The organism is Pseudomonas sp. RA_5y_Pfl1_P24, assembly GCF_963970945.1.
GTDB lineage: Bacteria > Pseudomonadota > Gammaproteobacteria > Pseudomonadales > Pseudomonadaceae > Aquipseudomonas > Aquipseudomonas tritici.
In genome coordinates, this window is sequence record NZ_CAXAOJ010000007.1 from 1 (window position 1) to 24,397 (window position 24,397).

The following is a 24,397-nucleotide window of genomic DNA, read 5'->3' on the forward strand; positions in this document are numbered from 1 at the left end:
CAGCATGTTGTTCGGTCCGCCGCTGGTAGGTTTTGGCTTGCAGTTCGCGCTGGTGCAGCGCGTGGAATTCGCCGCCGCCTTCAGCGCGCTGGGCTTGGGCGTCATCTACATGGGGTTGGCTCGGCTGCTGAGCGGCGGGCGCGCCTTGCTGTTGGCGGAGACCTGCCTGGCCCTGGGTGTGATCTTCGCCAGCCTGGCGATTCCCCTCGGGCTGGATGCGCGCTGGACGGCTGCGGCCTGGGCGGTGGAGGGCGCTGGGATTTTCTGGCTCGGCTTGCGTCAACAGCGGCCACTGGCGCGAGCATTTGGCGTGTTACTGCAATTGGGTTCGGCGCTGGCTTTTCTCCGTGAGCTGCACCTCGGCGAACATAGTTTGCTCGCCGGCGCGCCATTGGGTGCGCTGTTGCTGGGCGCGGCGTTGCTGTTCAGCTTTGATCAATTGCGCAAGACACCCTCCGAACAGGCGACTGATTTGGAGCGCAAAGGCCTGCCCGTGCTGGCGAGCCTTGGCTTGAGCTTTTTGTACCTGCTCGCACCCTTGCTGCTGAATACTCAAGGCACGGCTGTCAGTTGGGCAATCGCCGGCCTGGTGACCCTGTTCGTCGGCCTGCGCATTGGTTCGCGGACCTTCCTGTTCAGCGCATTCGCCGTGCAGTTGCTGGGCGGCGCGTTGTTCCTGCTGCGCTTGCAGGGCGGTGACGGGGCGGCGGTATTTAATGCGGGGTGGAGTGGCTTGCTCACGGCCTCGCTGATCGGCCTGGCGTTGATTGGCGGCATGCTCCTGGCGGCGCGCGATGAGAGGGTGCGCGCCGATGTACGGCTGTTACGTGGTTTGTCGGTGGTTCTGCTGGCGGGTCTTGTCCTGATTAATCTCGCGGTGCTGTTCGTCTTGCCTTGGGAGCGCGCGAGCGGCGTATGGGCGGCCAGCGGTTTGTTGATCATCTGGCTGAGCCTGCACCTGCAACAGCGCGTCAGCTTTGTGTTCGGCTTGCTGCTGCAACTGATCGGCGGCGGCTCGTTCCTGTTGGCGGTGCCGGAGTTGCTTGGCCCGTTGACCCGTGAGGGCCTGCGTCCGTTGGCCCACAGCGGTTTCTGGACGCCGATGGTGCTGGGCCTGGCGGCACTGGTCGGTGCTTGGCGCTTGCAGCGCAAACCCCACGCGCCGGTGTTTGCCGTGTTGAAACTGCAGCGCCTGTCCGACGTGCTGCTGGTGTGGGGCGCGGCCTGGTGGACGCTGGCATTGGTCGGTGAAGTGTTGCGGTTTATCCCGCAAGCACTGCAGGGCTCGTTTTTGTTGGGCATCGCAGCGGTAAGCGTGGCGATCTGGGCGTTTCTGTCCGAGCGACTGCGCTGGGCGTCGTTGGGCATGCTCTGCACTTTGTTGATGCCGGCGGCCGGTGCGGTGTTGCTGGTGTCTGCGCATACCTATTACCACCCGGCGGCGCAGTACGGTTGGCTGGCTTGGTTAGCGGTGTTCGTGGTGCATTTCATCTCGCTGCGGCGTTTGGCGGCGGTGGTTCCGGCCAAGGTACTGAGCGCGGCGCACGTAGTGGGCTGCTGGATGCTGATCGGCGTGATGGCGCTGGAGGTGCGTTACGGCCTGCTGGTGCTGTCGAGCGAGTACAACGCCTGGCGCTGGCTGGGCTGGGCGATTCTGCCAAGCCTGTACCTGGTGCTGGCCGCCGCGCCACGCCGTTGGCCATGGCCGGTGTCGGCGTACCCAAGGGAATACCGTGTGCTGGCCGCGCTACCGCTGGCAGTGCTGATGTTGGGGTGGTTCTGGCTGGCGAACAGCTTCAGCGACGGCACGGCCGAGCCGTTGCCTTATGTTCCGCTGCTCAACCCGTTGGATCTGGGCTTGTTGTTCGCGCTGCTGGGCATTTACCTGTGGTCGCGCAGTGCGGCGCCTGAGCGTGGGCCGCGTATTGAATTGATCGCCCAGGGCGTGGCGGGTGTCTCGCTGTTCGCCTTCTTTACGGCGTTGGTGATGCGCACCGCTCATCATTGGGGCGGCGTGCCGTTTCAATTGGATGCGTTGCTGGCGTCGATGCTGGTGCAGGCCGGCCTATCGATCGTCTGGACCTTGATTGCCCTTGGCCTGATGATCGGCGGTCACCTGCGCCATCGTCGCGAAGTGTGGCTGATCGGCGCGGCGCTGATTGCGGTGGTGGTGGCCAAACTGTTCTTTGTCGAACTGAGCAACCGTGGCGGCCTGGCGCGGATTGTGTCGTTTATCGGTGTGGGCGGGTTGTTGCTGGTGGTGGGCTACTTTGCGCCGCTGCCGCCAAAACGCGTTGAACCTGTGACTGAAACCGAGGGAGCGTCTTCTTGATGGGCAAGCTGAAACTGAGTGGTTTGGCGGTATGGATGGCGTGTTCGGCAGCCTTTGCACAGGAAGGTCCGTCCGACTTCACCACCCATGTGCCGCTGGCCGTGAGCGGCAGCGGGCCCTGGTATCGCCTGGAACTGCCACTGGCCGTGCAATTGAGCGCGCGCCAGGCTGATCTCAGCGATATGCGGGTGTTCAACGCCGCCGGCGAGCCGCAGGCCTATGCGTTGTCGCGCCAATCTTCGCAGCGCACCGAAAGCCGCAACGTCACCGACGTTAAGTGGTTCCCGCTGTACGCCGCCGACACCCAGCAAGCCCTGCCCGACGTGGTGATGAAAGCCTCCACCACAGGCACCCTGGTGGAAATAAAACCGTCCGCTGCGCCAAAACCCGGCAAGCAAGTGCTGCGCGGCTGGGTATTGGACGCCAGTGCGATCAAGGCGCCGTTGCAGCAATTGAGTCTGGACTGGAGCCGCGAGCAAGAGGGCTTCCAGCGTTTCAGCATTGAGGCCAGTGATGACTTGCAGCACTGGCAAGCCTGGGGCGATGGGCAGGTGGCGCGCTTGTCATTCGCCGACGAGCGGGTCGAGCAGCATGACGTGAACTTGCCTGGGCAATCGGCGCGTTACCTGCGCCTTGTCTGGCAAGGCCAGGCGGCGCCGCTGCTGACCTCGGCAAAGCTGGTGAGCGCGACCAGCAGCAGCCTGCCGATGCCGTTGGTGTGGTCGCAACCCTTGGCGGGTACACGGTTAAAGGCTGGGGAATACAGCTGGCAGTTGCCCGCGGGGCTGAGCATCGAGCGGCTGCGCATCGAATTGAAGCAAGCCAACACGCTGGCGCCCGTTACGCTGGCGGGGCGTAGGGACAGCAAACAGGCGTGGCAGCCCCTGAGCAATGGCGTGCTGTATCGCCTGACCCAGAATGGCCAGGACGTGGTGCAGGATGAATTGCAGCTGCCGGGCCAAACGGTCGCCGAACTCAAGTTGGCAGTGGATGAACGCGGCGGCGGCCTGGGCATTGAAGCGCCAGCGCTGCGTTTTGCGGTGCGCGCCACGCAGTTGGTGTTCCTGGCCCGGGGCGAGCCGCCGTTTACACTGGCGCTGGGGAATGCGTCGGTCAAGGCGGCGAACCTTGCGCTTTCGACCCTGATCCCTGACTACAGCGCCGAGCGTCTCAAGACATTGGGACAAGCGAAAGTCGCCGGGGAAGTCGCCGTGACATCGCCGCCGATCGTAGCGGCTGCCGATGCCGGCACGAACTGGAGAAAACTCGGGCTTTGGGCCGTGTTACTGCTCGGCGTGGCGGCACTGGGCGCCATGGCCTACAGTTTGCTGCGCAAGCCGCCGGTGGCACGTTAAATAAAGTCCATGAACTCTATTGGGTTTAAATCCTCTGATAGGAGGAAATACGCCCCGACTCGCGCTAAACTGCGCGGGTTTTCAAGCCCCCCATTCTCCGGAGCCTTACATGTCCCGCGTTACCTTGAGTCGCTATTTGATCGAGCAGACCCGCAGCAACAACACGCCTGCCGATCTGCGCTTCCTTATCGAAGTGGTGGCGCGTGCTTGCAAGGAAATCAGCCACGCCGTGTCCAAAGGCGCACTGGGTGGTGTCCTGGGCAGCATGGGCACTGAAAACGTGCAGGGCGAAGTGCAGAAGAAGCTCGACGTCATCTCAAACGAGATCCTGCTCGAAGCCAACGAATGGGGCGGTCACCTGGCCGGCATGGCGTCCGAAGAAATGGACAATGCCTACCAGATCCCGGGCAAATACCCGAAAGGCGCGTACCTGCTGGTGTTCGACCCACTTGACGGCTCGTCCAACATCGACATCAACGCTCCCGTCGGCACCATCTTCTCGGTACTGCGTTGCCCTAACGAGTACTTGAGCCAGAACGAGGCCCTGAACGAAAAGGCCTTCCTGCAGCCAGGCACCGAACAGGTCGCGGCGGGTTACGCGATCTATGGCCCGCAGACCATGCTGGTACTGACCCTGGGCGACGGCGTCAAAGGCTTCACCCTGGACCGAGAAATGGGCAGTTTCGTACTGACCCACGAAGACATCACCATTCCTGCGTCCACCCAGGAATTCGCGATCAACATGTCCAACCAGCGCCACTGGGAAGAACCTGTGACCCGCTACGTGGGCGAGTTGATGGCCGGCGAAGAAGGCCCGTTGAAGAAAAACTTCAACATGCGTTGGGTCGCCGCGATGGTGGCCGACGTGCACCGCATCCTGACCCGTGGTGGCTTGTTCATGTACCCACGCGACAGCCGCGAGCCGTCCAAGCCAGGCAAACTGCGCCTGATGTACGAAGCCAACCCGATGTCCTTCCTGGTTGAGCAGGCAGGCGGCGCGTCCACCGACGGCCACCAGCGTATCCTCGACATTCAGCCTGAAGGCCTGCACCAGCGTGTGGCGGTGTTCCTGGGTTCGAAAGAAGAAGTTGAGCGTGTGACGGCTTACCACAAGCAGTAAGTTGCGGCGATAAGTGATCGGCGTTTTTGGGCGCCGGTTCACCCTTAAAGAAGCCCCGAAACGTTTCAGCGTTTTCGGGGCTTTTTTGTTTTCGTTCGTCGGGAACCAGAAACCCCTTTTCCCTTCTAAGCTTCTGGCAGACCCCCATTCTGCTTAGTCCCTCCAGGAGTTTTTCCATGTCGTTACGTCGTCTCGCCTTGCTGACCTTTTGCGTGCTGTTGGCCGCTTGCAGCAAGGTCAACCAAGAAAATTACGCGAAGCTTTCCGCTGGCATGCCTAAGGCTGAAGTGGAATCACTGCTGGGTCAGCCGACTGACTGTTCCGGCGCACTGGGCATGTCCAGCTGCACCTGGGGCGATAAAAACAGCTTTATCAGCGTGCAATATGCCGGTGACAAGGTTCTGATGTTTTCCGGGCAAGGCCTGAAGTAAACCGGGGCGAGAGCCTGCGGGAGAAGAAGAATGATCCGTTTTGTTTTGTTCCTTTGCGCCAGCCTGTTTTTGGCGGGCTGCGCCAGCCATTCTGGCGATGATCTGCAACCCAAGACTGCGAACAACGTCAACCTCAAGCGTTATCAGGGCACTTGGTATGAGTTGGCCCGATTGCCGATGTACTTCCAGCGCAACTGCGCGCAGTCCGAAGCCCGCTACACATTGCTGCCTGATGGCGACATGTCGGTGTTCAACCGCTGCCTGACGACCGAGTGGAAGTGGGAAGAAGCCAAGGGCACGGCTACGCCGCAAGTGCCGGGCAAGACTGACAAGCTTTGGGTGGAATTCAATAACTGGTTTACCGCACTGTTGCCGGGCGTTGCCAAGGGCGATTACTGGGTGCTGTATGTCAGCGATGACTACAAGACCGCGATTGTTGGCAGCCCGAGCCGGCGGTACATGTGGATTTTGTCGCGCACGCCTACGGTGAGCGCCGACACTCGCGAAGACCTGTTGAGCAGGGCGCGGCAGCAGGGGTATGACACCACGCGGTTGATCTGGCGCACGTCGGACAAGCAGATGGCGAAGACTTCGCAGTAACCCGAAAACACCGTTTTTCAAATGTGGGAGCTGGCTCGCCTGCGATAGCATCAGCCTGGTGTGACAGACGCGCCGCGGTGTCTGCATCGCAGGCAAGCCAGCTCCCATATGTGTTTTAGGGGGTTATTAACTCAGCAAATCTCTCAAGACTTGGGTGAACGCCCGGCTACTTTCTTCCTCGCCGGCATGCCGCCCATCCCGCACCACCCACTTCCCGTTCACCAGCACATCACGCACCTGCCGATCCCCACCGGCAAACAACCAGCGATTCAAAATCCCGTCTTCGCTTGCCGTCGCCAGGTACGGATCATTGCCATCCAGTACCAGCCAATCCGCACGTTTACCCACTTCCAATCGGCCAATCGGCTGCCCCAATGCCTGGGCGCCGCCGTCCAGCGCCGCGTCAAACAGCGTGCGACCCACCATCGGTTGATCACTGCGATACAGGCGGTTACGCCTTTGATCGCGCAGGCGCTGGCCATATTCGAGCCAGCGCAATTCCTCCACCACGCTCAGTGACACATGGCTATCGGAACCGATGCCCATGCGTCCGCCTTGGGCGAGAAAATCCACGGCCGGGAAAATCCCGTCACCCAGGTTAGCCTCGGTAGTCAGGCACAAACCGGCAATTGCGCGGCTCTTGGCCATGCGCGTGACCTCTTCAGGATCTGCATGCGTGGCGTGCACCAGGCACCAACGTTCATCCACCTCGACATTGTCATACAGCCATTGCAGCGGGCGCTTTCCGCTCCAGGCCAGGCAGTCGTCGACTTCTTTCTGCTGTTCGGCAATGTGGATGTGGACCGGGCACGCCTTGTCGCTGGCGGCCAGCACTGCATGGATTTGCTCGGGCGTGACGGCGCGCAGCGAGTGGAAACACAACCCCAACTGCTGCGCCGGCTGTGCCGCCAGGATCGGTTTCAGCCGCGCCTGCAGGTCCAGATAGTTTTCAGTGCTGTTGATAAACCGCCGCTGGCCTTCATTCGGTGCCTGGCCGCCAAACCCGGAGTGGGTGTAAAGCACAGGCACCAATGTCAGGCCAATGCCACTGCTGGTCGCTGCCTGGCTGATCTGCCGCGACAGCTCCGTGCGGTCGGCATACGGCTGGCCGTTGACATCGTGGTGCACATAGTGAAATTCGGCCACCGAGGTGTAACCGGCCTTGAGCATCTCGATGTACAGCTGGCGCGCGATGACGTGCAATTGCTCCGGACTGATCTTGCCGACCATGCGGTACATCAAATCGCGCCAGGTCCAGAAACTGTCATTCGGGTTTCCGGCCACTTCTGCCAAACCTGCCATTGCGCGCTGGAAAGCGTGGGAGTGCAGGTTCGGCATGCCCGCCAACACCGGGCCTCTCAGCCGTTCTGCAGCGTCTGCGCTGGCATTGGCCTCAACTCTTGTCACCACCCCATCTGCGCTGATTTCAAGGCGTACATCGTTGGCCCATCCATTAGGCAGCAGCGCGCGTTCGGCAAAGAAAGCGGACATGATCAAGGCACCCCGGTCGTGTGTTTATTTGTATATACATATACAGACGTTTGCCTGCTCGGTAAACTCCGGCAATCTATGCATCTTTTTCCCCTGCAAGGATTCCCTGTGCCGACTCCGCCTGCCAAGTCTTCGCTGGCTGCCCACATGGACGAAAGTCCGGCGCCCTTGTATGCCCGCGTCAAACAAATGATCAGCCAGCAGATCCTCAACGGCAACTGGCCGCCTCACTACCGTGTGCCGTCGGAGAGCGAACTGGTCAGCCAGTTGGGTTTCAGCCGCATGACTATCAACCGCGCCCTGCGCGAGCTCACCGCCGAAGGCTTGTTGGTGCGCATGCAGGGCGTCGGTACCTTCGTCGCTGAGCCCAAGAGCCAGTCCGCGCTGTTTGAAGTGCACAACATTGCCGATGAGATCGCTTCTCGCGGTCATCGACACACCTGCCAAGTCATCACCTTGGGCGAAGAAGCTGCCGGTTCCGAGCGCGCCGTCGCGCTGGAAATGCGCGAAGGCGGGCGGGTGTTCCACTCGTTGATCGTGCACTTCGAGAATGATATTCCCGTGCAAATCGAAGACCGTTTCGTCAATGCACTGGTCGCCCCGGAATACCTGCAACAGGATTTCACCCAGCAAACGCCCTACGCCTACTTGAACCAGGTTGCACCGTTGACCGAAGGCGAGCACGTGGTCGAAGCGATCCTCGCTGACGCCGCCGAATGCAAGCTGCTGCAGATCGAGCCCAGCGAACCGTGCCTGTTGATCCGTCGACGCACCTGGTCGGGCCGCCAGCCGGTGACGGCCGCACGTTTGATCCACCCCGGTTCCCGTCACAGCCTGGAAGGACGTTTCAGTAAATGAGTTCCGTAAAAGTCTGGCGCGCTGCCGATTATGTACGCATGCCCTGGAAAAACGGCGGCGGCAGTACCGAAGAAATTGCCCGTGATGCCGGCGCAGACCTGGATGGCTTTGGCTGGCGCCTGTCGATTGCGGATATTGCGGAATCGGGCGGTTTTTCCATCTTCGCCGGCTACCATCGGGTGATCACCGTGATCAAAGGCGCCGGCATGGTGCTGACCGTGGATGGCGAAGAACAGCGCGGGTTGTTACCGCTGCAACCTTTTGCGTTCAAGGGTGACAGCCAGGTGGAGTGCCGATTGATCACAGGGCCCATCCGCGATTTCAACCTGATCTATTCGCCGCAGCGTTACCACGCGCGGCTGCAATGGACCGACGGTGTGCAGCGTTTCTTCAGTACCGCGCAGACGGTGTTGGTGTTCAGCGTTGCCGATGAGGTAAAGGTGCTGGACGAGAAATTGGGGCATCACGATTGCCTGCAAATCGACGGTAACACTGGCCTATTGGATATTTCCGTCGCCGGCCGTAGCTGCATCATCGAACTGACCGCACGCGGTTAAAAAATGTGGGGGCTGGCAAGCCAGCTCCCACAATTGTTTTGTGGGGAACATTAAATCTGTTTCCAGTCCCTGCACCAGTTTGTTACTGAATGCCCCAGTGTGGCGCAAAACTACATTGTCGTGACAAACCTCCCTCGCAGCAAAAGCCTTCCGTAAGAAGTTTCATCAAGCCTCTAAGGCTTAATTTCAAAGGCTCGCGCACGCATCACCAAAAATTATCGACAGCTCTCTTAGAAAGTTGGCCGCTTGATTGCATATGCTTGTATGTACAAGTAGAGATGTGTGCGTAAGAGTCAACTTCGCACCAACAAAGTATGCGCATCAATCGCCGAGGAGTTTTTTGTGACTAAGCCAACCAAGTACCGTGACGTAGAAATCCGCGCCGCCCACGGTAACAAGCTCACCGCCAAAAGCTGGCTGACTGAAGCGCCGCTGCGCATGCTGATGAACAACCTCGACCCACAAGTGGCCGAGAACCCTAAAGAACTGGTGGTATACGGCGGTATCGGCCGTGCGGCGCGTAACTGGGAGTGCTATGACCAGATCGTCGAGAGCCTCACCAACCTGAATGATGACGAAACCCTGCTGGTGCAATCCGGCAAGCCGGTTGGCGTGTTCAAGACCCACAGCAACGCCCCGCGCGTGCTGATCGCCAACTCCAACCTGGTGCCGCACTGGGCCAGTTGGGAGCACTTCAACGAGTTGGATGCCAAGGGCCTGGCCATGTACGGCCAGATGACCGCCGGCAGCTGGATCTACATCGGTAGCCAGGGCATCGTCCAAGGCACCTACGAAACCTTCGTCGAAGCCGGTCGCCAGCATTACAACAGCGACCTGACCGGCCGTTGGGTCCTCACCGCCGGCCTCGGCGGCATGGGCGGCGCCCAACCACTGGCTGCAACCCTGGCCGGCGCGTGCTCGCTGAACATCGAGTGCCAGCAGGTCAGCATCGATTTCCGCCTCAGCAGCCGCTATGTCGACGAGCAAGCCACGGACCTCGACGACGCCCTGGCGCGCATCGCCAAATACACCCAGGAAGGCAAGGCCATCTCCATCGCCCTGTTGGGTAACGCCGCAGAGATCCTGCCTGAACTGGTCAAGCGCGGCGTGCGCCCGGACATGGTCACCGACCAGACCAGCGCCCACGACCCACTCAACGGCTACCTGCCGGCCGGCTGGACCTGGGACGAATACCGCGCCCGCGCCAAGACCGAACCGGCTGCCGTAATCAAGGCCGCCAAGCAGTCGATGGCCGTGCACGTCAAAGCCATGCTGGAATTCCAGAAACAAGGCATCCCGACCTTCGACTACGGCAACAACATCCGCCAGATGGCCCAGGAAGAAGGTGTAGAAAATGCCTTCGATTTCCCAGGTTTTGTACCGGCGTACATCCGCCCACTGTTCTGCCGTGGCATCGGCCCGTTCCGTTGGGCTGCACTGTCCGGCGACCCGCAAGACATCTACAAGACCGACGCCAAAGTCAAAGAACTGATCCCCGACGACGCGCACCTGCACAACTGGCTGGACATGGCCCGCGAGCGCATCAGCTTCCAGGGCCTGCCGGCGCGTATCTGCTGGGTTGGGCTGGGCCAGCGCGCCAAGCTCGGCCTGGCGTTCAACGAAATGGTACGCAGCGGCGAGCTGTCTGCACCGGTGGTGATTGGTCGTGACCACCTCGATTCCGGCTCGGTCGCCAGCCCGAACCGCGAAACTGAAGCCATGCAGGACGGTTCCGACGCCGTGTCCGACTGGCCGCTGCTCAACGCCTTGCTCAACACTGCCAGTGGCGCGACCTGGGTTTCGCTGCACCACGGCGGCGGCGTGGGCATGGGCTTCTCCCAGCACTCCGGCATGGTCATCGTCTGCGACGGTACCGACGAAGCGGCTGAGCGGATCGCCCGCGTGCTGCATAACGACCCGGCCACCGGGGTGATGCGTCATGCGGATGCGGGTTACCAGATCGCGATCGACTGCGCCAAGGAGCAGGGCCTCAATCTCCCGATGATCAAATAACCCATGTGGGAGCGGGCAAGCCAGCTCCCACAGAAAAGCGGTTTTACACAGGCTTTATGAACAATCCATCAGAGGTTGAACATCCATGGTTGCAAATGACGCACGTGCAAGCACCACCCCGTTGATCGAAAGGCGTTCGATCGACTACATCCCGGAAGCGGAAAGACACGGTCGTCTATTGAGCCAGTTCACCCTGTGGATGGGTGCCAACCTGCAAATCACCGCCATTGTCACCGGGGCCCTGGCCGTGGTGCTGGGCGGTGATGTGTTCTGGTCGTTGATCGGTTTGCTGATCGGCCAACTGATTGGCGGCGGCGTGATGGCGCTGCATGCGGCGCAAGGGCCCAAGCTGGGCCTGCCGCAGATGATCTCCAGCCGGGTGCAGTTCGGTGTGTATGGCGCGGCTATTCCGATTGTGCTGGTCTGTTTGATGTACCTCGGTTTTACCGCCACCGGCACCGTGCTGTCCGGTCAGGCGCTGGGCCAGTTGTTCGGTGTCAGCGACAGCGTCGGGATCCTGATCTTCGCCAGTGTCATCGTGCTGGTGACGGTGCTGGGTTACCGGGTGATCCATTTCATTGGGCGTGTCGCCAGCGTCATTGGGGTGATTGCCTTTATCTACCTGTTCAGCCGTCTGATAGGCCAGACCGACGTTGGCGCGCTCTTGCAAATCCGCCACTTCAGCTGGAGCAGCTTCCTGCTGGCGGTGTCGCTCGCGGCCTCCTGGCAGATCGCCTTCGGCCCTTATGTGGCTGACTATTCACGCTATCTGCCGAGCAAGACGTCTTCGGTGAAGACGTTTTTCGCGGCTGGCGCGGGGTCGGTGATTGGGGCGCAGGTGGCGATGACCCTTGGCGTGTTTGCCGCGGCCATGTCCAATGGGCAATTTGCCGGTCACGAAGTGGCCTACATCGTGGGGTTGAGCGGTACCGGCGCCACCGCTGCGCTGCTGTATTTCAGCATCGCGTTCGGCAAGGTCACCATCTCCACGCTGAACTCCTACGGCAGCTTCATGTGCATCGCGACCATCATCAGCGGCTTGCGTGGCCGCCTGGAGGTCACGCGCCTGCAGCGTCTGGTGTTTGTGCTGGTGATTGTCGGTACGGCGACCCTGATCGCGTTGCTCGGTCAGCACTCATTCCTCGGCGCGTTCAAGTCTTTCATCCTGTTCCTGCTGGCGTTCTTTACGCCATGGAGCGCGATCAACCTGGTCGACTACTACTGCATTACCCGCGAGCGCTATGACGTGCCGGCGCTGGCCGACCCTAACGGTCGCTACGGCCGTTGGAACCTGCTCGGTATCAGCGTGTATGTCTTCGGCGTGCTGGTGCAGTTGCCATTTATCTCCACCCAGTTCTACACCGGTCCGCTGGTGGCTGCGCTGGGTGATGTGGATATCTCTTGGATCATCGGGCTGGTGCTTCCCGCAGCCTTGTACTACGTGTGTGCGAAAAAATGGCACGGCACGGTGCCCGATCAATTGATCCTGCCAGCAGAGCAGGGCGCTATACCAACAACAAACGGGCTGGCTGCACAAGCCTGATAGGACGTGGACAGGGCAGGACGCCTACTGACTGCCGTAATCCATTTCAAGATTGGGAGCGTCACAACAATGAAAATGCATAAGACCCTGTTGGCCACACTGTTCTCTGCGGGCGTGCTGGCGAGCGTTGGCGCCCAGGCGGCGGGCTGGTGCGAATCCGGCAAACCGGTCAAATTCGCCGGCCTGAACTGGGAAAGCGGCATGTTGCTTACTGACATCCTGCAAACCGTGCTGGAAAAAGGCTACGACTGCAAAACCGACAGCCTGCCAGGCAACTCCATCACCATGGAAAGCGCCCTGAGCAGCAACGATATCCAAGTGTTTGCCGAAGAGTGGGTCGGCCGCAGCGAGGTCTGGAACAAGGCCGAGAAGGCCGGCAAAGTCGTCGGTGTCGGTGCGCCTGTTGTCGGTGCTATCGAAGGCTGGTACGTGCCGCGCTATGTGATCGAAGGCGACGCCAAGCGCAAGCTGGAAGCCAAGGCCCCAGGCCTGAAAACCATCGCCGACCTGACCAAGTACGCCTCGGTGTTCAAGGACCAGGAAGAACCGTCCAAGGGTCGCTTCTACAACTGCCCGGCTGGCTGGACCTGCGAGCTGGACAACAGCGAAATGCTCAAGAGCTATGGCCTGGAAAGCACCTACACCAACTTCCGCCCAGGCACCGGCCCGGCGCTGGATGCGGCGGTGCTGTCGAGCTACAAGCGCGGCGAACCGATCCTGTTTTACTACTGGTCGCCGACGCCGCTGATGGGCCAGGTCGACCTGGTCAAGCTGGAAGAAAAACCCGGCGTGGATAAGAGCGTGAGCATCAAGGTCGGCCTGTCCAAGGCTTTCCACGAGCAAGCGCCGGAACTGGTGGCCGTGCTGGAAAAGGTCAACCTGCCGATCGACCTGCTGAATCAGAACCTGGGTCGTATGGCCAAGGAGCGAATTGAGTCGCCGAAACTGGCGAAAATATTCCTCAAGGAACATCCTGAAGTCTGGCATGCGTGGGTGAGCGAAGACGCAGCCAAGAAAATCGACGCGGCCTTGTAGGTCAAGCCTGTCCGGCTACCCTAAGGGGCTGGTCGGACAGCCGGCCACAACCCACTGGATCGAGAGCACGTTATGTTTCCTGAGAGTTTTACGTTTTCCATCGCCGACTGGGTCAACGGTTGGGTGGATTCATTGGTCACCAACTACGGTGATGTGTTCCGGCACATTTCCGATACCCTGCTGTGGGCCATCGTCAACCTGGAAGGGATGCTGCGTGCGGCGCCCTGGTGGTTGATGCTGGCGATCGTCGGTGCGGTGGCCTGGCACGCCACGCGCAAGGTGGTGACCACGGCGGTGATCGTCGGTTTGCTGTTCCTGGTGGGCGCGGTTGGCCTGTGGGACAAGCTGATGCAAACCCTCGCGTTGATGATGGTCGCCACCGTGATCTCGGTGTTGATCGGCATTCCGCTGGGCATTCTGTCGGCGCGCAGCAACCGCCTGCGTTCGGTGCTGATGCCGCTGCTCGACATCATGCAAACCATGCCGAGTTTCGTGTACTTGATCCCGGTGCTAATGCTGTTCGGCCTGGGCAAGGTCCCAGCGATTTTCGCCACGGTGATCTACGCCGCGCCGCCGTTGATCCGCCTGACCGACTTAGGCATTCGCCAGGTCGACGGCGAAGTCATGGAAGCCATCAACGCCTTTGGTGCCAACCGCTGGCAGCAACTGTTCGGCGTGCAACTGCCGCTGGCATTGCCCAGCATCATGGCCGGGATCAACCAGACCACGATGATGGCGTTGTCGATGGTGGTCATCGCCTCGATGATCGGCGCCCGTGGCTTGGGTGAAGACGTGCTCGTCGGCATCCAGACCCTCAACGTTGGTCGTGGCCTTGAAGCCGGGCTGGCGATCGTGATTCTCGCAGTGGTCATCGACCGCATTACCCAGGCCTATGGTCGTCCACGGCATGAGGCGAGCAAATGACTACTGTCAGCAAAATCGAAGTTAAAAACGTCTTCAAGATCTTCGGCAACCGATCCAAGGAGGCCTTGGCGATGGTTGGCCAGGGCAAGACCAAGGATCAGGTCCTGGCTGAGACCGGCTGCGTGGTCGGCGTGAATGACCTGTCGCTGAGTATCGGCACTGGCGAGATCTTCGTGATCATGGGCCTGTCGGGTTCCGGCAAATCCACGTTGGTGCGCCACTTCAACCGCCTGATCGACCCTACCAGCGGCGCGATCCTGGTGGACGGCGAAGACATTCTGAAACTGGACATGGAGGCCCTGCGCCAATTCCGTCGGCACAAGATCAGCATGGTGTTCCAAAGCTTCGGCCTGCTGCCGCACAAGAGCGTGCTCGACAACGTTGCCTACGGCCTGAAAGTGCGTGGCGAAACCAAGCAGGTGTACGCCGAGCGCGCCTTGCACTGGATCGAAACCGTGGGCCTCAAAGGCTACGAAAATAAATACCCGCACCAGCTTTCCGGCGGCATGCGCCAGCGCGTCGGCCTGGCCCGTGCATTGGCGGCTGACACCGACATCATCCTGATGGATGAAGCCTTCAGCGCCCTCGACCCACTTATCCGCGCCGAGATGCAAGACCAGTTGCTGGAACTGCAAAAGACCTTGCACAAGACCATCGTGTTCATCACCCACGACCTCGACGAAGCCGTACGCATAGGCAACCGCATTGCGATCCTCAAGGACGGCAAGCTGATCCAGGTCGGCACGCCACGCGAGATTTTGCATTCGCCGGCGGATGAGTATGTGGATCGGTTTGTTCAGCGGCGGGCGGCGGTTGTCTGACCCGGGTTTTGTGGTGAGTTGGCAGGCCTCTTCGCGAGCAAGCCCGCTCCCACAGGGGGAACGCATTCCAAATGTGGGAGCGGGCTTGCCCGCGAAGAGGCCGGCAAAGCTGCACAAGAATGAAGAAGGTATGAAGATGTCCCAGGCAACACAAATCACCATCGCCGATACGCCATTGCGCTGGCAAGACATAGTCGCCGTTGCCCGCCACGGCGCGATGCTTGAACTGTCGGGCCAAGCCTGGGCGCGCATCGACAATGCCCAGGCCATCGTGCAGCGCATCGTTACCAGCGGCGAGCGCGCCTATGGGGTGAGCACCGGCCTGGGCGCACTGTGCAATGTGTCGCTCAAGGGCGAACAACTCAGCCAACTGTCGCGCAATACCCTGCTCAGCCATGCCTGTGGCGTCGGCCCGGTGCTCAGCGATGAACAGACGCGCGCGATCATCTGTGCCGCCCTCATCAACTACAGCCACGGCAAGTCCGGCCTGCATCCGCAGGTGGTGCATTCGCTGCTGGCGTTGCTCAACCACGGCATCACACCGCAAGTGCCGTCCCAGGGTTCGGTGGGTTACCTGACCCATATGGCCCACGTCGGTGTGGCCTTGCTGGGTGTTGGCACGGTGAGCTATCGCGGCCAGATCGTCTCGGCGCAAGAAGCCCTGGCGGCTGAAGGTTTGCAGCCGGTGGTGCTTGGCGCCAAGGACGGCCTGTGCCTGGTCAACGGCACGCCATGCATGACCGGGCTGAGCTGCCTGGCCCTGGCCGACGCGCATCACTTGCTGCAATGGGCCGACGTGATCGGTGCCATGAGCTTCGAAGCCCAGCGCGGTCAGATCGATGCCTTCGATGAAGAAATCATCGCGCTCAAGCCGCACCCTGGCATGCAACACGTGGGTATCAACCTGCGCGCCTTGCTCGATGGCAGTGAAGTGATTGCCAGCAGCAAAGGCATTCGCACCCAGGACGCACTGAGCATCCGCTCAATCCCGCAAATCCACGGCGCGGCGCGCGACCAGGTGGAGCACGCCACGCGGCAGATTGAGACTGAACTCAACAGCGCCACCGACAACCCGCTGCTGCTCGGCACGCCGGACCACTACCGCGTGGTGTCCCAGGCCAATCCCCACGGCCAATCCGTCGCATTGGCGGCAGACATGCTCGCCATCGCCATGGCCGAAATCGGTTCGGTGGCCGAACGCCGCCTGGACCGCCTTATTAACCCGCACGTCAGTGGCTTGCCGGCGTTCCTGGTCAGCAACCCCGGAGTCAACTCCGGGATGATGATCGTGCAGTACGTCGCCGCCTCGCTGTGCGGGCAAAACCGCCAACTGGCGCAACCGGCGGTGCTCGACAACTTCGTCACCTCGGGCCTGCAGGAAGACCACCTGAGCATGGGCACCAACGCCGCGCTCAAGCTGTACCAAGTGTTGGCCAACGTGACGCAGATCCTCGCCATCGAGTACTTGCTGGCGGCCCAGGCGTTTGAGTTCCTCAAAGACCAGCGTTTCGGTGCAGGCACTGACCGCGCCTGGCGCCTGCTGCGTGACGTTGTACCTGCTTATGAGCAGGACCGTTGGCTGGCGCCGGATATTGCGAGCGCTGCCCAGCTGATCAAAGACACCGCTTTCCCTAATTTGCACTGAACACGTTATTCAAAAGAACAATTCACAAGGAGTATGAATGTGACTGCGCTAAATCTGATTCCAGGCCAACTGAGCCTTGCCCAACTGCGGGCCATCTACCAGCAGCCGGTAACCCTCAGCCTGGATGACAGCGCCTCGGCCAAGATCGAAGCCAGCGTTGCCTGCGTGGAGCAGATTCTCGCCGAGAACCGCACCGCCTATGGCATCAACACCGGCTTCGGCCTGCTCGCCTCGACCCGCATCGCCAGCGAAGACTTGGAAAACCTCCAGCGCTCCCTGGTGCTGTCCCACGCCGCCGGTGTGGGTGAGCCGATCAGCGATGCGCTGGTGCGGCTGGTCATGGTGCTCAAGGTCAACAGCCTGAGCCGTGGGTTCTCTGGCATTCGTCGCCAGGTGATCGACGCGCTGATCGCGCTGATCAACGCCGAGGTGTACCCGCATATTCCGTTGAAAGGTTCGGTCGGTGCTTCCGGTGACCTGGCGCCATTGGCGCACATGTCCCTGGTGCTGCTGGGCGAAGGCAAGGCGCGCTACAAAGGTGAATGGCTGGAAGCCACCGACGCGCTGAAAGTCGCCGGCCTCACGCCGTTGACCCTCGCCGCCAAAGAAGGCCTGGCGTTGCTCAATGGCACCCAGGTGTCCACCGCCTATGCCTTGCGTGGTCTGTTCGAAGGCGAAGACCTGTTCGCCGGCGCCCTCGCGTGCGGCGCCCTCACCGTGGAGGCGGTACTCGGTTCGCGCTCGCCGTTCGACGCACGTATTCATGCCGCACGTGGCCAGCGTGGGCAGATCGATTCAGCAGCGGCCTACCGTGACCTGCTGGGTGAAAGCAGCCAGGTCTCTCAGTCGCACCAGAACTGCGACAAGGTGCAGGACCCGTACTCCCTGCGCTGCCAGCCACAAGTCATGGGCGCCTGCCTGACCCAGTTCCGCCAGGCCGCCGAAGTGCTGGTGGTGGAAGCCAACGCGGTGTCGGATAACCCGCTGGTGTTTGCCGCTGAAGGCGATGTGATTTCCGGCGGTAACTTCCACGCCGAACCCGTGGCCATGGCCGCTGACAACATGGCGCTGGCGATCGCTGAAATCGGTTCCCTGAGCGAGCGCCGTATCTCGCTGATGATGGACAAGCACATGTCGCAATTGCCGCCGTTCCTGGTGGGCAATGGTGGGGTCAACTCGGGCTTCATGATCGCTCAAGTCACTGCCGCCGCACTCGCCAGCGAGAACAAGGCGCTGGCTCACCCGCACAGTGTCGACAGCCTGCCGACTTCTGCCAACCAGGAAGACCATGTGTCAATGGCGCCTGCTGCCGGCAAGCGTCTGTGGGAAATGGCCGAGAACACCCGTGGCGTTCTGGCGGTTGAGTGGCTGGCGGCGTGCCAGGGGCTGGACCTGCGCGAAGGCCTGAAAACCTCGCCGAAGTTAGAAAAGGCGCGCGGCATTCTGCGCGACAAAGTGGCGTTTTATGAAAAAGACCGCTTCTTTGCGCCGGACATCAATGCCGCCAGCGAACTGCTCGCCAGCCGTTGCCTGAATGAGTTGGTACCGGCAAACCTGCTGCCGAGCCTTTAAGCGCGACACCGGACCCTTGTGGGCGCTGGCTTGCCTGCGATAGCAATCTGTCAGTTGATACATGTGTGACTGATACACCGCCAGCAAGGGCAGGCGCCCAAGGGCTTTGCACAATTGTCCAAGCACGGCGTGCCGTGGATGACCGTGCTGCTGGTCGTCGCGTGCCTGCTGTGGGTCAAACCTTCGGCAGGCAAGCGGCCAAGGTCCATTACGACGCGGCTTTGTCTCATCGATAACTTAGGGAGGCGTTGATGAAAACGCTATGGCAACACTGCCACGTCGCAACCATGGCCCAGGGCAAGTACTCGATCATCGAGGATGCCGCCATGGTGACCGCGGGTTCGCTCATCCAGTGGATCGGCCCCCGCAGCCAGGTACCCACGGCGGATTACGCCCAGGTGCATGACCTGCAAGGCGCGTGGGTCACCCCCGGGCTGATCGACTGCCATACCCACACGGTGTTTGGCGGTAACCGTAGCGGCGAATTCGAGCAGCGCCTCGAAGGCGTGAGCTACGCTGAAATCGCGGCCAAGGGCGGTGGCATTGCCAGCACCGTGCGCGCTACCCGTGCCGCGACCGAGGATGAACTGTTTGCCAGCGCCCACAAGCGCTTGCGCAGTTTGCTGCGCGACGGCGTCACTACGGTAGAGATCAAGTCCGGCTATGGCCTGGACTTGGTCAACGAACGCAAAATGCTGCGGGTCGCCCGTCGCCTTGGCGAAGCGCTGCCGGTCAGCGTGCGTGCCACGTGCCTGGCGGCTCATGCGTTGCCGCCGGAGTACAAGGACCGCGCCGACGACTACATCGACCACATCTGCGCCGAGATGCTGCCGGCCTTGGCGGCAGAAGGGCTGGTGGATGCGGTGGATGCGTTCTGCGAATACCTGGCGTTTTCCACCGAGCAGGTGGAGCGCGTGTTCAAAGTCGCCCAGCAACTTGGCCTGCCGGTGAAGCTGCACGCCGAGCAACTCTCGTCGCTGCACGGCTCCAGCCTGGCTGCGCGTTACCACGCGTTGTCGGCGGACCACCTGGAGTTCATGACCGAAGAAGACGCTATCGCCATGGCCGCCTCCGGCACCGTCGCGGTATTGCTGCCAGGCGCGTTCTACTTCCTGCGTGAAACCCAATTGCCGCCCATGGAGGCCCTGCGCAAGCACGGTGTGAAAATGGCCATCGCCAGCGACCTCAACCCCGGCACCTCGCCGGCGCTGTCGGTGCGCTTGATGCTGAATATGGCCTGCACCCTGTTTCGCATGACCCCTGAAGAAGCGTTGGCCGGCGCCACGCAACACGCGGCCACCGCATTGGGCATGGGCGACACCCATGGTTCCCTGGAAGCGGGCAAGGTCGCGGATTTTGTTGCCTGGCAGATTGATCGTCCCGCCGACCTGGCTTACTGGCTGGGCGGCGAGCTGGATAAACGCGTCGTGCGCCACGGCGTCGATGTCACCGTATAAGGAGCACTGCTGCTGTGGATAAGGTTCTGAACTTCAAACAAGGCCGCGTGCCGCTGCTGATCAGCATGCCCCACGCCGGCCTGCGCCTGACGCCCGCCGTGGAGGCCGGATTGATCCCCGAGGCGCAAAGCCTGCCGGATACCGATTGGCACATCCCCACGCTTTATGACTTTGCCGAAGAGCTGGGCGCCAGCACCCTGGCGGCGGAGTACTCGCGGTTTGTCATCGATTTGAACCGGCCGTCCGACGACAAGCCGTTGTACGTGGGCGCCACCACCGGCCTCTACCCGGCGACGCTGTTTGATGGCGTGCCATTGTTCCGCGAAGGGTTGGAACCGAGCGAGGCGGAGCGCGCCAGTTACCTGCAAAAGGTCTGGGGCCCGTACCACCGCACGCTGCAAGAGGAGCTGGCGCGACTCAAGGCCAAGTTCGGCTACGCCTTGCTGTTTGATGCGCACTCGATTCGCTCGGTCATCCCGCACCTGTTCGAAGGCAAGCTGCCGGACTTCAACCTCGGCACGTTCAACGGTGCTGCCTGTGATCCCGAGCTGGCCAGCCAGTTGGAAGCCATCTGCGCCCAACATCCGCAATACACCCATGTACTCAATGGGCGTTTCAAGGGCGGGCATATCACTCGGCATTACGGGGATCCGGCGCAGGATATTCATGCGGTGCAGTTGGAGTTGTGCCAGAGCACCTATATGGAGGAGTTCGAACCGTTCCGCTATCGCCCGGATCTGGCCGAGCCGACGCACGTTGTACTGAAGCAATTGCTGGAAGGGTTCCTGGCTTGGGGGCAAGCGCATTACCGGTAAATTTTCGGTGCTGCAGCAATAGCCTTCGCGAGCAAGCCCACACACATTTTGACCGCATTTTTATGCTGCAACTCGGTCAACCTGCGGGCCTGCTCGCGAAGGCGGCCTTACAGTCGCCGCAGTGCAATTGCCGGTCGCCACAGGTCGTGTCAACCAAGGCTTCACTGGGTAGGGTTGTGCATTAAAAACAGCCGAGTGAGCCCTTATCCATGAAAAGACTGTTGTTGACCCTCACCAGCGCCCTATTGATTGGTGCCAACGCCATGGCCGCCGAACCGGCCTCCTGCAAAAACATCCGCATGGGCGTGGTCAGTTGGACCGACGTGGTCGCCACTTCCGGCATGGCTGACGTGCTGCTCAACGGTCTGGGCTACGACAGCAAACAAACCAGCGCCGTGCAGCAGATCATCTTTGCCGGCATCCGCGACAAGCGCCTGGATATCTTCCTCGGCTACTGGAAGCCGGCGATGGACAACAACATCGCGCCGTTCCTGGCGGCCAAGCAGGTCAAAGTCTTCGACAAACCCAGCCTCACCGACGCCCAGGCCACCCTGGCCGTGCCGCAATACGTAGCGGATGCCGGCCTGAAAACCTTTGCCGACATTGCTCGCTTCAAGGACAAACTGGGCGGCAAGCTCTATGGCATCGAGCCCGGCAGTGGCGCGAATACCGATATCCAGAAAATGATCGACACCAACCGCTTCGGCCTGGGCGGCTTCAAGCTGATTGCCTCTGGCGAAGCGGGGATGCTGGCGGCGGTGCAGCGCGCGGTGAATCGCAAGGAGTTCGTGGTCTTTGTCGGTTGGACGCCGCACCCGATGAACATCAACATGAAAATGGCTTACCTCACTGGCAGTGAAGATGTGTTCGGCCCCAGCGAAGGTCGCGCCACCGTCTCTACCGTTACTTCGCCAGACTTTGCCGAACGTTGCCCCAACGCCAACCGTTTGTTGGCAAACCTCACCTTCACTGCCGCCCAGGAAAGCCAGTTGATGGTGCCGATCATGGCGCGCGAATCGCCCCAGGACGTGGCCCGGCAATGGTTGCGCGATCATCCCGAGGACCTGCAGCGCTGGCTGGTCGGGGTCACGGCGTTTGATGGCACGGACGCAGTGGCAGCTGTACACGTCAGCCTGGAGCTCTGAGAACCTGCACCGATCAACTGTGTCAGGGATATTGGCGCATGTATCCGATTTCTCCACAGCTTGCCGCGTTCGTCGCAAAAACCGAGTCCTTCGCCAGCGATGACTCATCGCTTGCTGGATTGCGCCAGGCCTACGACCGTATGTGCCAGGCATTCACCCCGCCGGCGCCCGACAACTTATCCATCACGGACTTTTCCCTGGCCGGCGTGGGCGTGCGCAGTTACATGCCCTTCACGCCGGCCCCAGCGGGTGGTTGGTCATGTCTTCTCTATATACACGGTGGCGGCTGGGTCGTCGGCGGCCTGGATTCCCATGACTTCATCTGTTTTGAACTCGCCAGCGCTCTGCAGGTGCTGGTGATCGCCATCGATTACCGGCTGGCGCCTGAGCATCCGTTCCCGGCCGCGTACGAAGATTGTCGTGCGGTGTGGCAGGCGATCCAGGCGGGGCAAGGGCCGCACGTTATCAATCTGCAACAACTGGTGGTGATCGGTGACAGCGCGGGCGGCAATCTGGCAGCGGCGTTATGCCTGGGGCTGCGTGATGATCGGCAACCGCTGCCGCGCGCCCAAGTGTTGATCTATCCGGGCCTGGGTGGCCCATCCGACCTGCCGTCGCGCCGCGACTGCATGGACGCGCCGCTGCTCAGCAGCGCCGACACCGAGAGCTATCTGGCGCTGTACCTGCGGGGCAGTGGCAAGCCGTCGCCCTACGCCATGCCGCTGTTGGCCGAAGATCTCAGCGGTTTGCCCAAGGCATTCATTGCTGTGGCCCAGTTCGACCCACTGCGTGACGACGGCCTGCTCTACGCCGAACGCCTGCAAGCGGCGGGCGTGGTCAGCGTACTTTATCCAGGAAAGGGCCTGGTCCACGGCTGCCTGCGGGCGCGGCGGCAGGCGCCGGAGGTGGATCAGCTCTACGATTGCCTGTTGCAGTACCTGGGGAGAGAAGGGCTGACACAGGTCTAAGCGCGCAAGGACATGCTCATTGCACAATTCGGGTTTATAGTGCCAGACGGCAGAATAAAAGACGTCCCCCCAGGGATGAACCCGACCCCTTACGGAGCGCGCAATGCAGACTTGGTACCCGCAGATCAAACCCTACGCCCGGCACGATCTGGCAGTCGATGACACCCACACGCTGTACGTCGATGAAAGTGGCTCCCCCGAAGGCTTGCCCGTCGTCTTCATCCATGGTGGCCCAGGTTCCGGTTGCGACGCCCAGAGCCGCTGTTATTTCGATCCGAACCTTTACCATATTGTGACCTTCGACCAGCGTGGCTGCGGTCGCTCCACGCCTCGCGCCAGTCTGGAAAACAACACCACCTGGGATCTAGTCGCCGACCTCGAGCGTATCCGCGAACATTTGGGGATCGACAAATGGGTGCTGTTCGGCGGTTCCTGGGGCTCTACCCTGGCCCTGGCCTACGCGCAAACCCACCCGGAGCGCGTGCTTGGTCTGATCGTGCGTGGCATATTCCTGGCCCGTCCGCAGGATATCGAATGGTTCTACCAGGCCGGTGCGAGCCGGCTGTTCCCGGATTACTGGCAGGATTACATCGCGCCGATCCCACCGGAAGAGCGCCACGACATGATCGCCGCTTACCACAAGCGCCTCACCGGCAACGACCAGATCGCCCAGATGCACGCGGCCAAGGCCTGGTCCGGCTGGGAAGGGCGCATGCTGGGCCTGTGCCCGAGCCCGCAGCACGTGGAGCGGTTTTCCGAACCGCAACGCGCCCTGTCCATCGCGCGGATCGAGTGCCACTACTTCACCAACAACTCCTTCCTGGAGCCCAATCAGCTGATCCGTGATATGCACAAGATCGCTCATCTGCCTGGCGTCATCATTCATGGACGCTACGATATGATCTGCCCATTGGATAACGCCTGGGAGCTGCACCAGGCTTGGCCCAACAGTGAACTGCAGGTGATTCGCGAGGCCGGTCATGCGGCGTCCGAACCCGGGATCACCGATGCGTTGGTGCGTGCGACCAGCGAAATGGCACGGCGCTTGCTCGACCTGCCGCCAGAAGAAGCATGAAGGGCCTGTTGCAACGGGTGCGTAGCGCCCGCGTAGAGGTGGCGGGCGAAGTCGTCGGCGCAATCGATCAGGGTTTGCTGGTGCTGGTCGCCGTCGAACCTTCAGATACCCCCGAGAGCGCCGACAAATTGCTGCACAAGCTGTTGAACTACCGGGTGTTCAGCGATGACGAGGGCAAGATGAACCTGTCGTTGAAGGACATCGGCGGTGGGTTGTTGCTGGTGTCGCAGTTCACGCTGGCGGCGGATACCAAGAGCGGGCTGCGACCGAGCTTCTCCACAGCGGCCCCACCGGCACTGGGAGCGGCGCTTTTTGATCACTTGCTGTTACAAGCGAAACAATTGCATGGCAAGGTTGCGTCGGGGCGTTTTGGCGCCGATATGCAGGTGCATTTGGTCAATGACGGGCCTGTCACCTTCCTCTTGCAGACGTGAATGTATTAAAAACGACTTTTAATGCCTAAAAACGCAGGGTTTCGCTACAAATACTTCGTTGTCCCTGATGCGTTGTCTCGCGGGCTACTAGATAATCGCGCGCTACGGGGATCAGCGTTGTTTGGTCCATTTTTGATTTAGGTAGAGACTTGTCCGACAACCCATGGGGAATCATTTTGTCCCAGGGGAGTCGGAACAATGCTCGC

Annotated in this window: 21 protein-coding genes and 1 pseudogene; 21 read left to right on the forward strand and 1 reads right to left on the reverse strand. The window is 61.1% G+C overall.

The window, feature by feature from the left end:
* The 5 genes from AACY30_RS13030 to AACY30_RS13050 all read left to right on the forward strand — a co-directional run.
* The coding region (locus AACY30_RS13030) for a DUF2339 domain-containing protein (RefSeq protein ID WP_339540441.1) at positions 1-2,332 on the forward strand (2,332 nt) is incomplete at its 5' end.
* Positions 2,332-3,687, forward strand: coding sequence for a DUF3999 domain-containing protein (locus AACY30_RS13035; protein ID WP_339540442.1), 1,356 nt, complete (start codon positions 2,332-2,334; stop codon positions 3,685-3,687). The genes AACY30_RS13030 and AACY30_RS13035, both read left to right, overlap by 1 nt.
* A 109-nt stretch (positions 3,688-3,796) precedes the next feature.
* Positions 3,797-4,807 (forward strand): class 1 fructose-bisphosphatase, encoded by a 1,011-nt coding sequence (locus AACY30_RS13040; RefSeq protein WP_057008551.1) that lies wholly within the window; start codon positions 3,797-3,799, stop codon positions 4,805-4,807.
* A 176-nt stretch (positions 4,808-4,983) separates the two neighbouring features.
* Positions 4,984-5,238 (forward strand): lipoprotein, encoded by a 255-nt coding sequence (locus AACY30_RS13045; protein ID WP_049710452.1) that lies wholly within the window; start codon positions 4,984-4,986, stop codon positions 5,236-5,238.
* Positions 5,239-5,268: 30 nt separating this feature from the next.
* Entirely contained in the window at positions 5,269-5,838 is a 570-nt protein-coding gene (locus AACY30_RS13050) for a lipocalin family protein (RefSeq protein ID WP_314561686.1), read from the forward strand.
* Between the two features lie 126 nt (positions 5,839-5,964).
* Here AACY30_RS13050 and AACY30_RS13055 read toward each other — a convergent pair whose 3' ends face one another.
* Positions 5,965-7,329, reverse strand: coding sequence for a formimidoylglutamate deiminase (locus AACY30_RS13055; RefSeq protein ID WP_339469178.1), 1,365 nt, complete (start codon positions 7,327-7,329; stop codon positions 5,965-5,967).
* Positions 7,330-7,476: 147 nt separating this feature from the next.
* On the opposite strand from AACY30_RS13055, the gene hutC reads away from it, so the two are divergent.
* From hutC to dtd, 16 genes and pseudogenes are all read left to right on the forward strand, one after another.
* A complete protein-coding gene (gene hutC, locus AACY30_RS13060) occupies positions 7,477-8,187 on the forward strand; it encodes a histidine utilization repressor (RefSeq protein WP_173668614.1) in 711 nt (236 codons plus the stop codon).
* On the forward strand, positions 8,184-8,744 hold the full coding sequence (locus AACY30_RS13065; protein WP_339540443.1) for a HutD/Ves family protein: 561 nt from the start codon (positions 8,184-8,186) through the stop codon (positions 8,742-8,744). Before hutC ends, AACY30_RS13065 begins: the two co-directional genes overlap by 4 nt.
* A 342-nt stretch (positions 8,745-9,086) precedes the next feature.
* Positions 9,087-10,757, forward strand: coding sequence for a urocanate hydratase (gene hutU, locus AACY30_RS13070; RefSeq protein WP_339427295.1), 1,671 nt, complete (start codon positions 9,087-9,089; stop codon positions 10,755-10,757).
* An 85-nt stretch (positions 10,758-10,842) separates the two neighbouring features.
* The gene (locus tag AACY30_RS13075; RefSeq protein WP_339469181.1) at positions 10,843-12,300 is read left to right on the forward strand and encodes a purine-cytosine permease family protein; all 1,458 of its coding nucleotides are present in this window, start codon (positions 10,843-10,845) and stop codon (positions 12,298-12,300) included.
* A 69-nt stretch (positions 12,301-12,369) separates the two neighbouring features.
* Positions 12,370-13,335 carry an ABC transporter substrate-binding protein gene (locus tag AACY30_RS13080; protein WP_339469182.1) on the forward strand — a complete coding sequence of 322 codons (966 nt, stop codon included), beginning with the start codon at positions 12,370-12,372 and terminating at the stop codon, positions 13,333-13,335.
* 72 nt (positions 13,336-13,407) lie between these two features.
* Complete coding sequence (locus AACY30_RS13085) at positions 13,408-14,259, forward strand: ABC transporter permease (RefSeq protein WP_049710445.1); 852 nt, start codon at positions 13,408-13,410, stop codon at positions 14,257-14,259.
* Positions 14,256-15,080, forward strand: coding sequence for a quaternary amine ABC transporter ATP-binding protein (locus AACY30_RS13090; protein WP_339469183.1), 825 nt, complete (start codon positions 14,256-14,258; stop codon positions 15,078-15,080). The genes AACY30_RS13085 and AACY30_RS13090 overlap by 4 nt, the downstream gene beginning before the upstream one ends.
* Positions 15,081-15,216: 136 nt before the next feature.
* A complete protein-coding gene (locus tag AACY30_RS13095) occupies positions 15,217-16,725 on the forward strand; it encodes an HAL/PAL/TAL family ammonia-lyase (RefSeq protein ID WP_339469185.1) in 1,509 nt (502 codons plus the stop codon).
* Positions 16,726-16,758: 33 nt separating this feature from the next.
* Positions 16,759-18,297 (forward strand): histidine ammonia-lyase, encoded by a 1,539-nt coding sequence (hutH, locus tag AACY30_RS13100; protein ID WP_339540444.1) that lies wholly within the window; start codon positions 16,759-16,761, stop codon positions 18,295-18,297.
* 81 nt (positions 18,298-18,378) lie between these two features.
* Positions 18,379-18,533: pseudogene (locus AACY30_RS27455) on the forward strand (hypothetical protein); the annotation flags it as partial.
* A 15-nt stretch (positions 18,534-18,548) separates the two neighbouring features.
* Complete coding sequence (gene hutI, locus AACY30_RS13105; protein WP_339438077.1) at positions 18,549-19,754, forward strand: imidazolonepropionase; 1,206 nt, start codon at positions 18,549-18,551, stop codon at positions 19,752-19,754.
* Positions 19,755-19,768: 14 nt separating this feature from the next.
* On the forward strand, positions 19,769-20,569 hold the full coding sequence (hutG, locus tag AACY30_RS13110; protein ID WP_339540445.1) for an N-formylglutamate deformylase: 801 nt from the start codon (positions 19,769-19,771) through the stop codon (positions 20,567-20,569).
* Positions 20,570-20,778: 209 nt separating this feature from the next.
* Positions 20,779-21,714, forward strand: a complete 936-nt coding sequence (choX, locus tag AACY30_RS13115; RefSeq protein ID WP_339540446.1) for a choline ABC transporter substrate-binding protein — start codon at positions 20,779-20,781, stop codon at positions 21,712-21,714.
* 38 nt (positions 21,715-21,752) lie between these two features.
* Positions 21,753-22,682, forward strand: coding sequence for an alpha/beta hydrolase (locus AACY30_RS13120; protein WP_339438075.1), 930 nt, complete (start codon positions 21,753-21,755; stop codon positions 22,680-22,682).
* A gap of 103 nt (positions 22,683-22,785) precedes the next feature.
* Positions 22,786-23,757, forward strand: coding sequence for a prolyl aminopeptidase (gene pip / locus AACY30_RS13125; RefSeq protein WP_339438074.1), 972 nt, complete (start codon positions 22,786-22,788; stop codon positions 23,755-23,757).
* Positions 23,754-24,191, forward strand: a complete 438-nt coding sequence (dtd, locus tag AACY30_RS13130) for a D-aminoacyl-tRNA deacylase (protein WP_339415523.1) — start codon at positions 23,754-23,756, stop codon at positions 24,189-24,191. The genes pip and dtd overlap by 4 nt, the downstream gene beginning before the upstream one ends.
* Positions 24,192-24,397 lie beyond the last annotated feature (206 nt).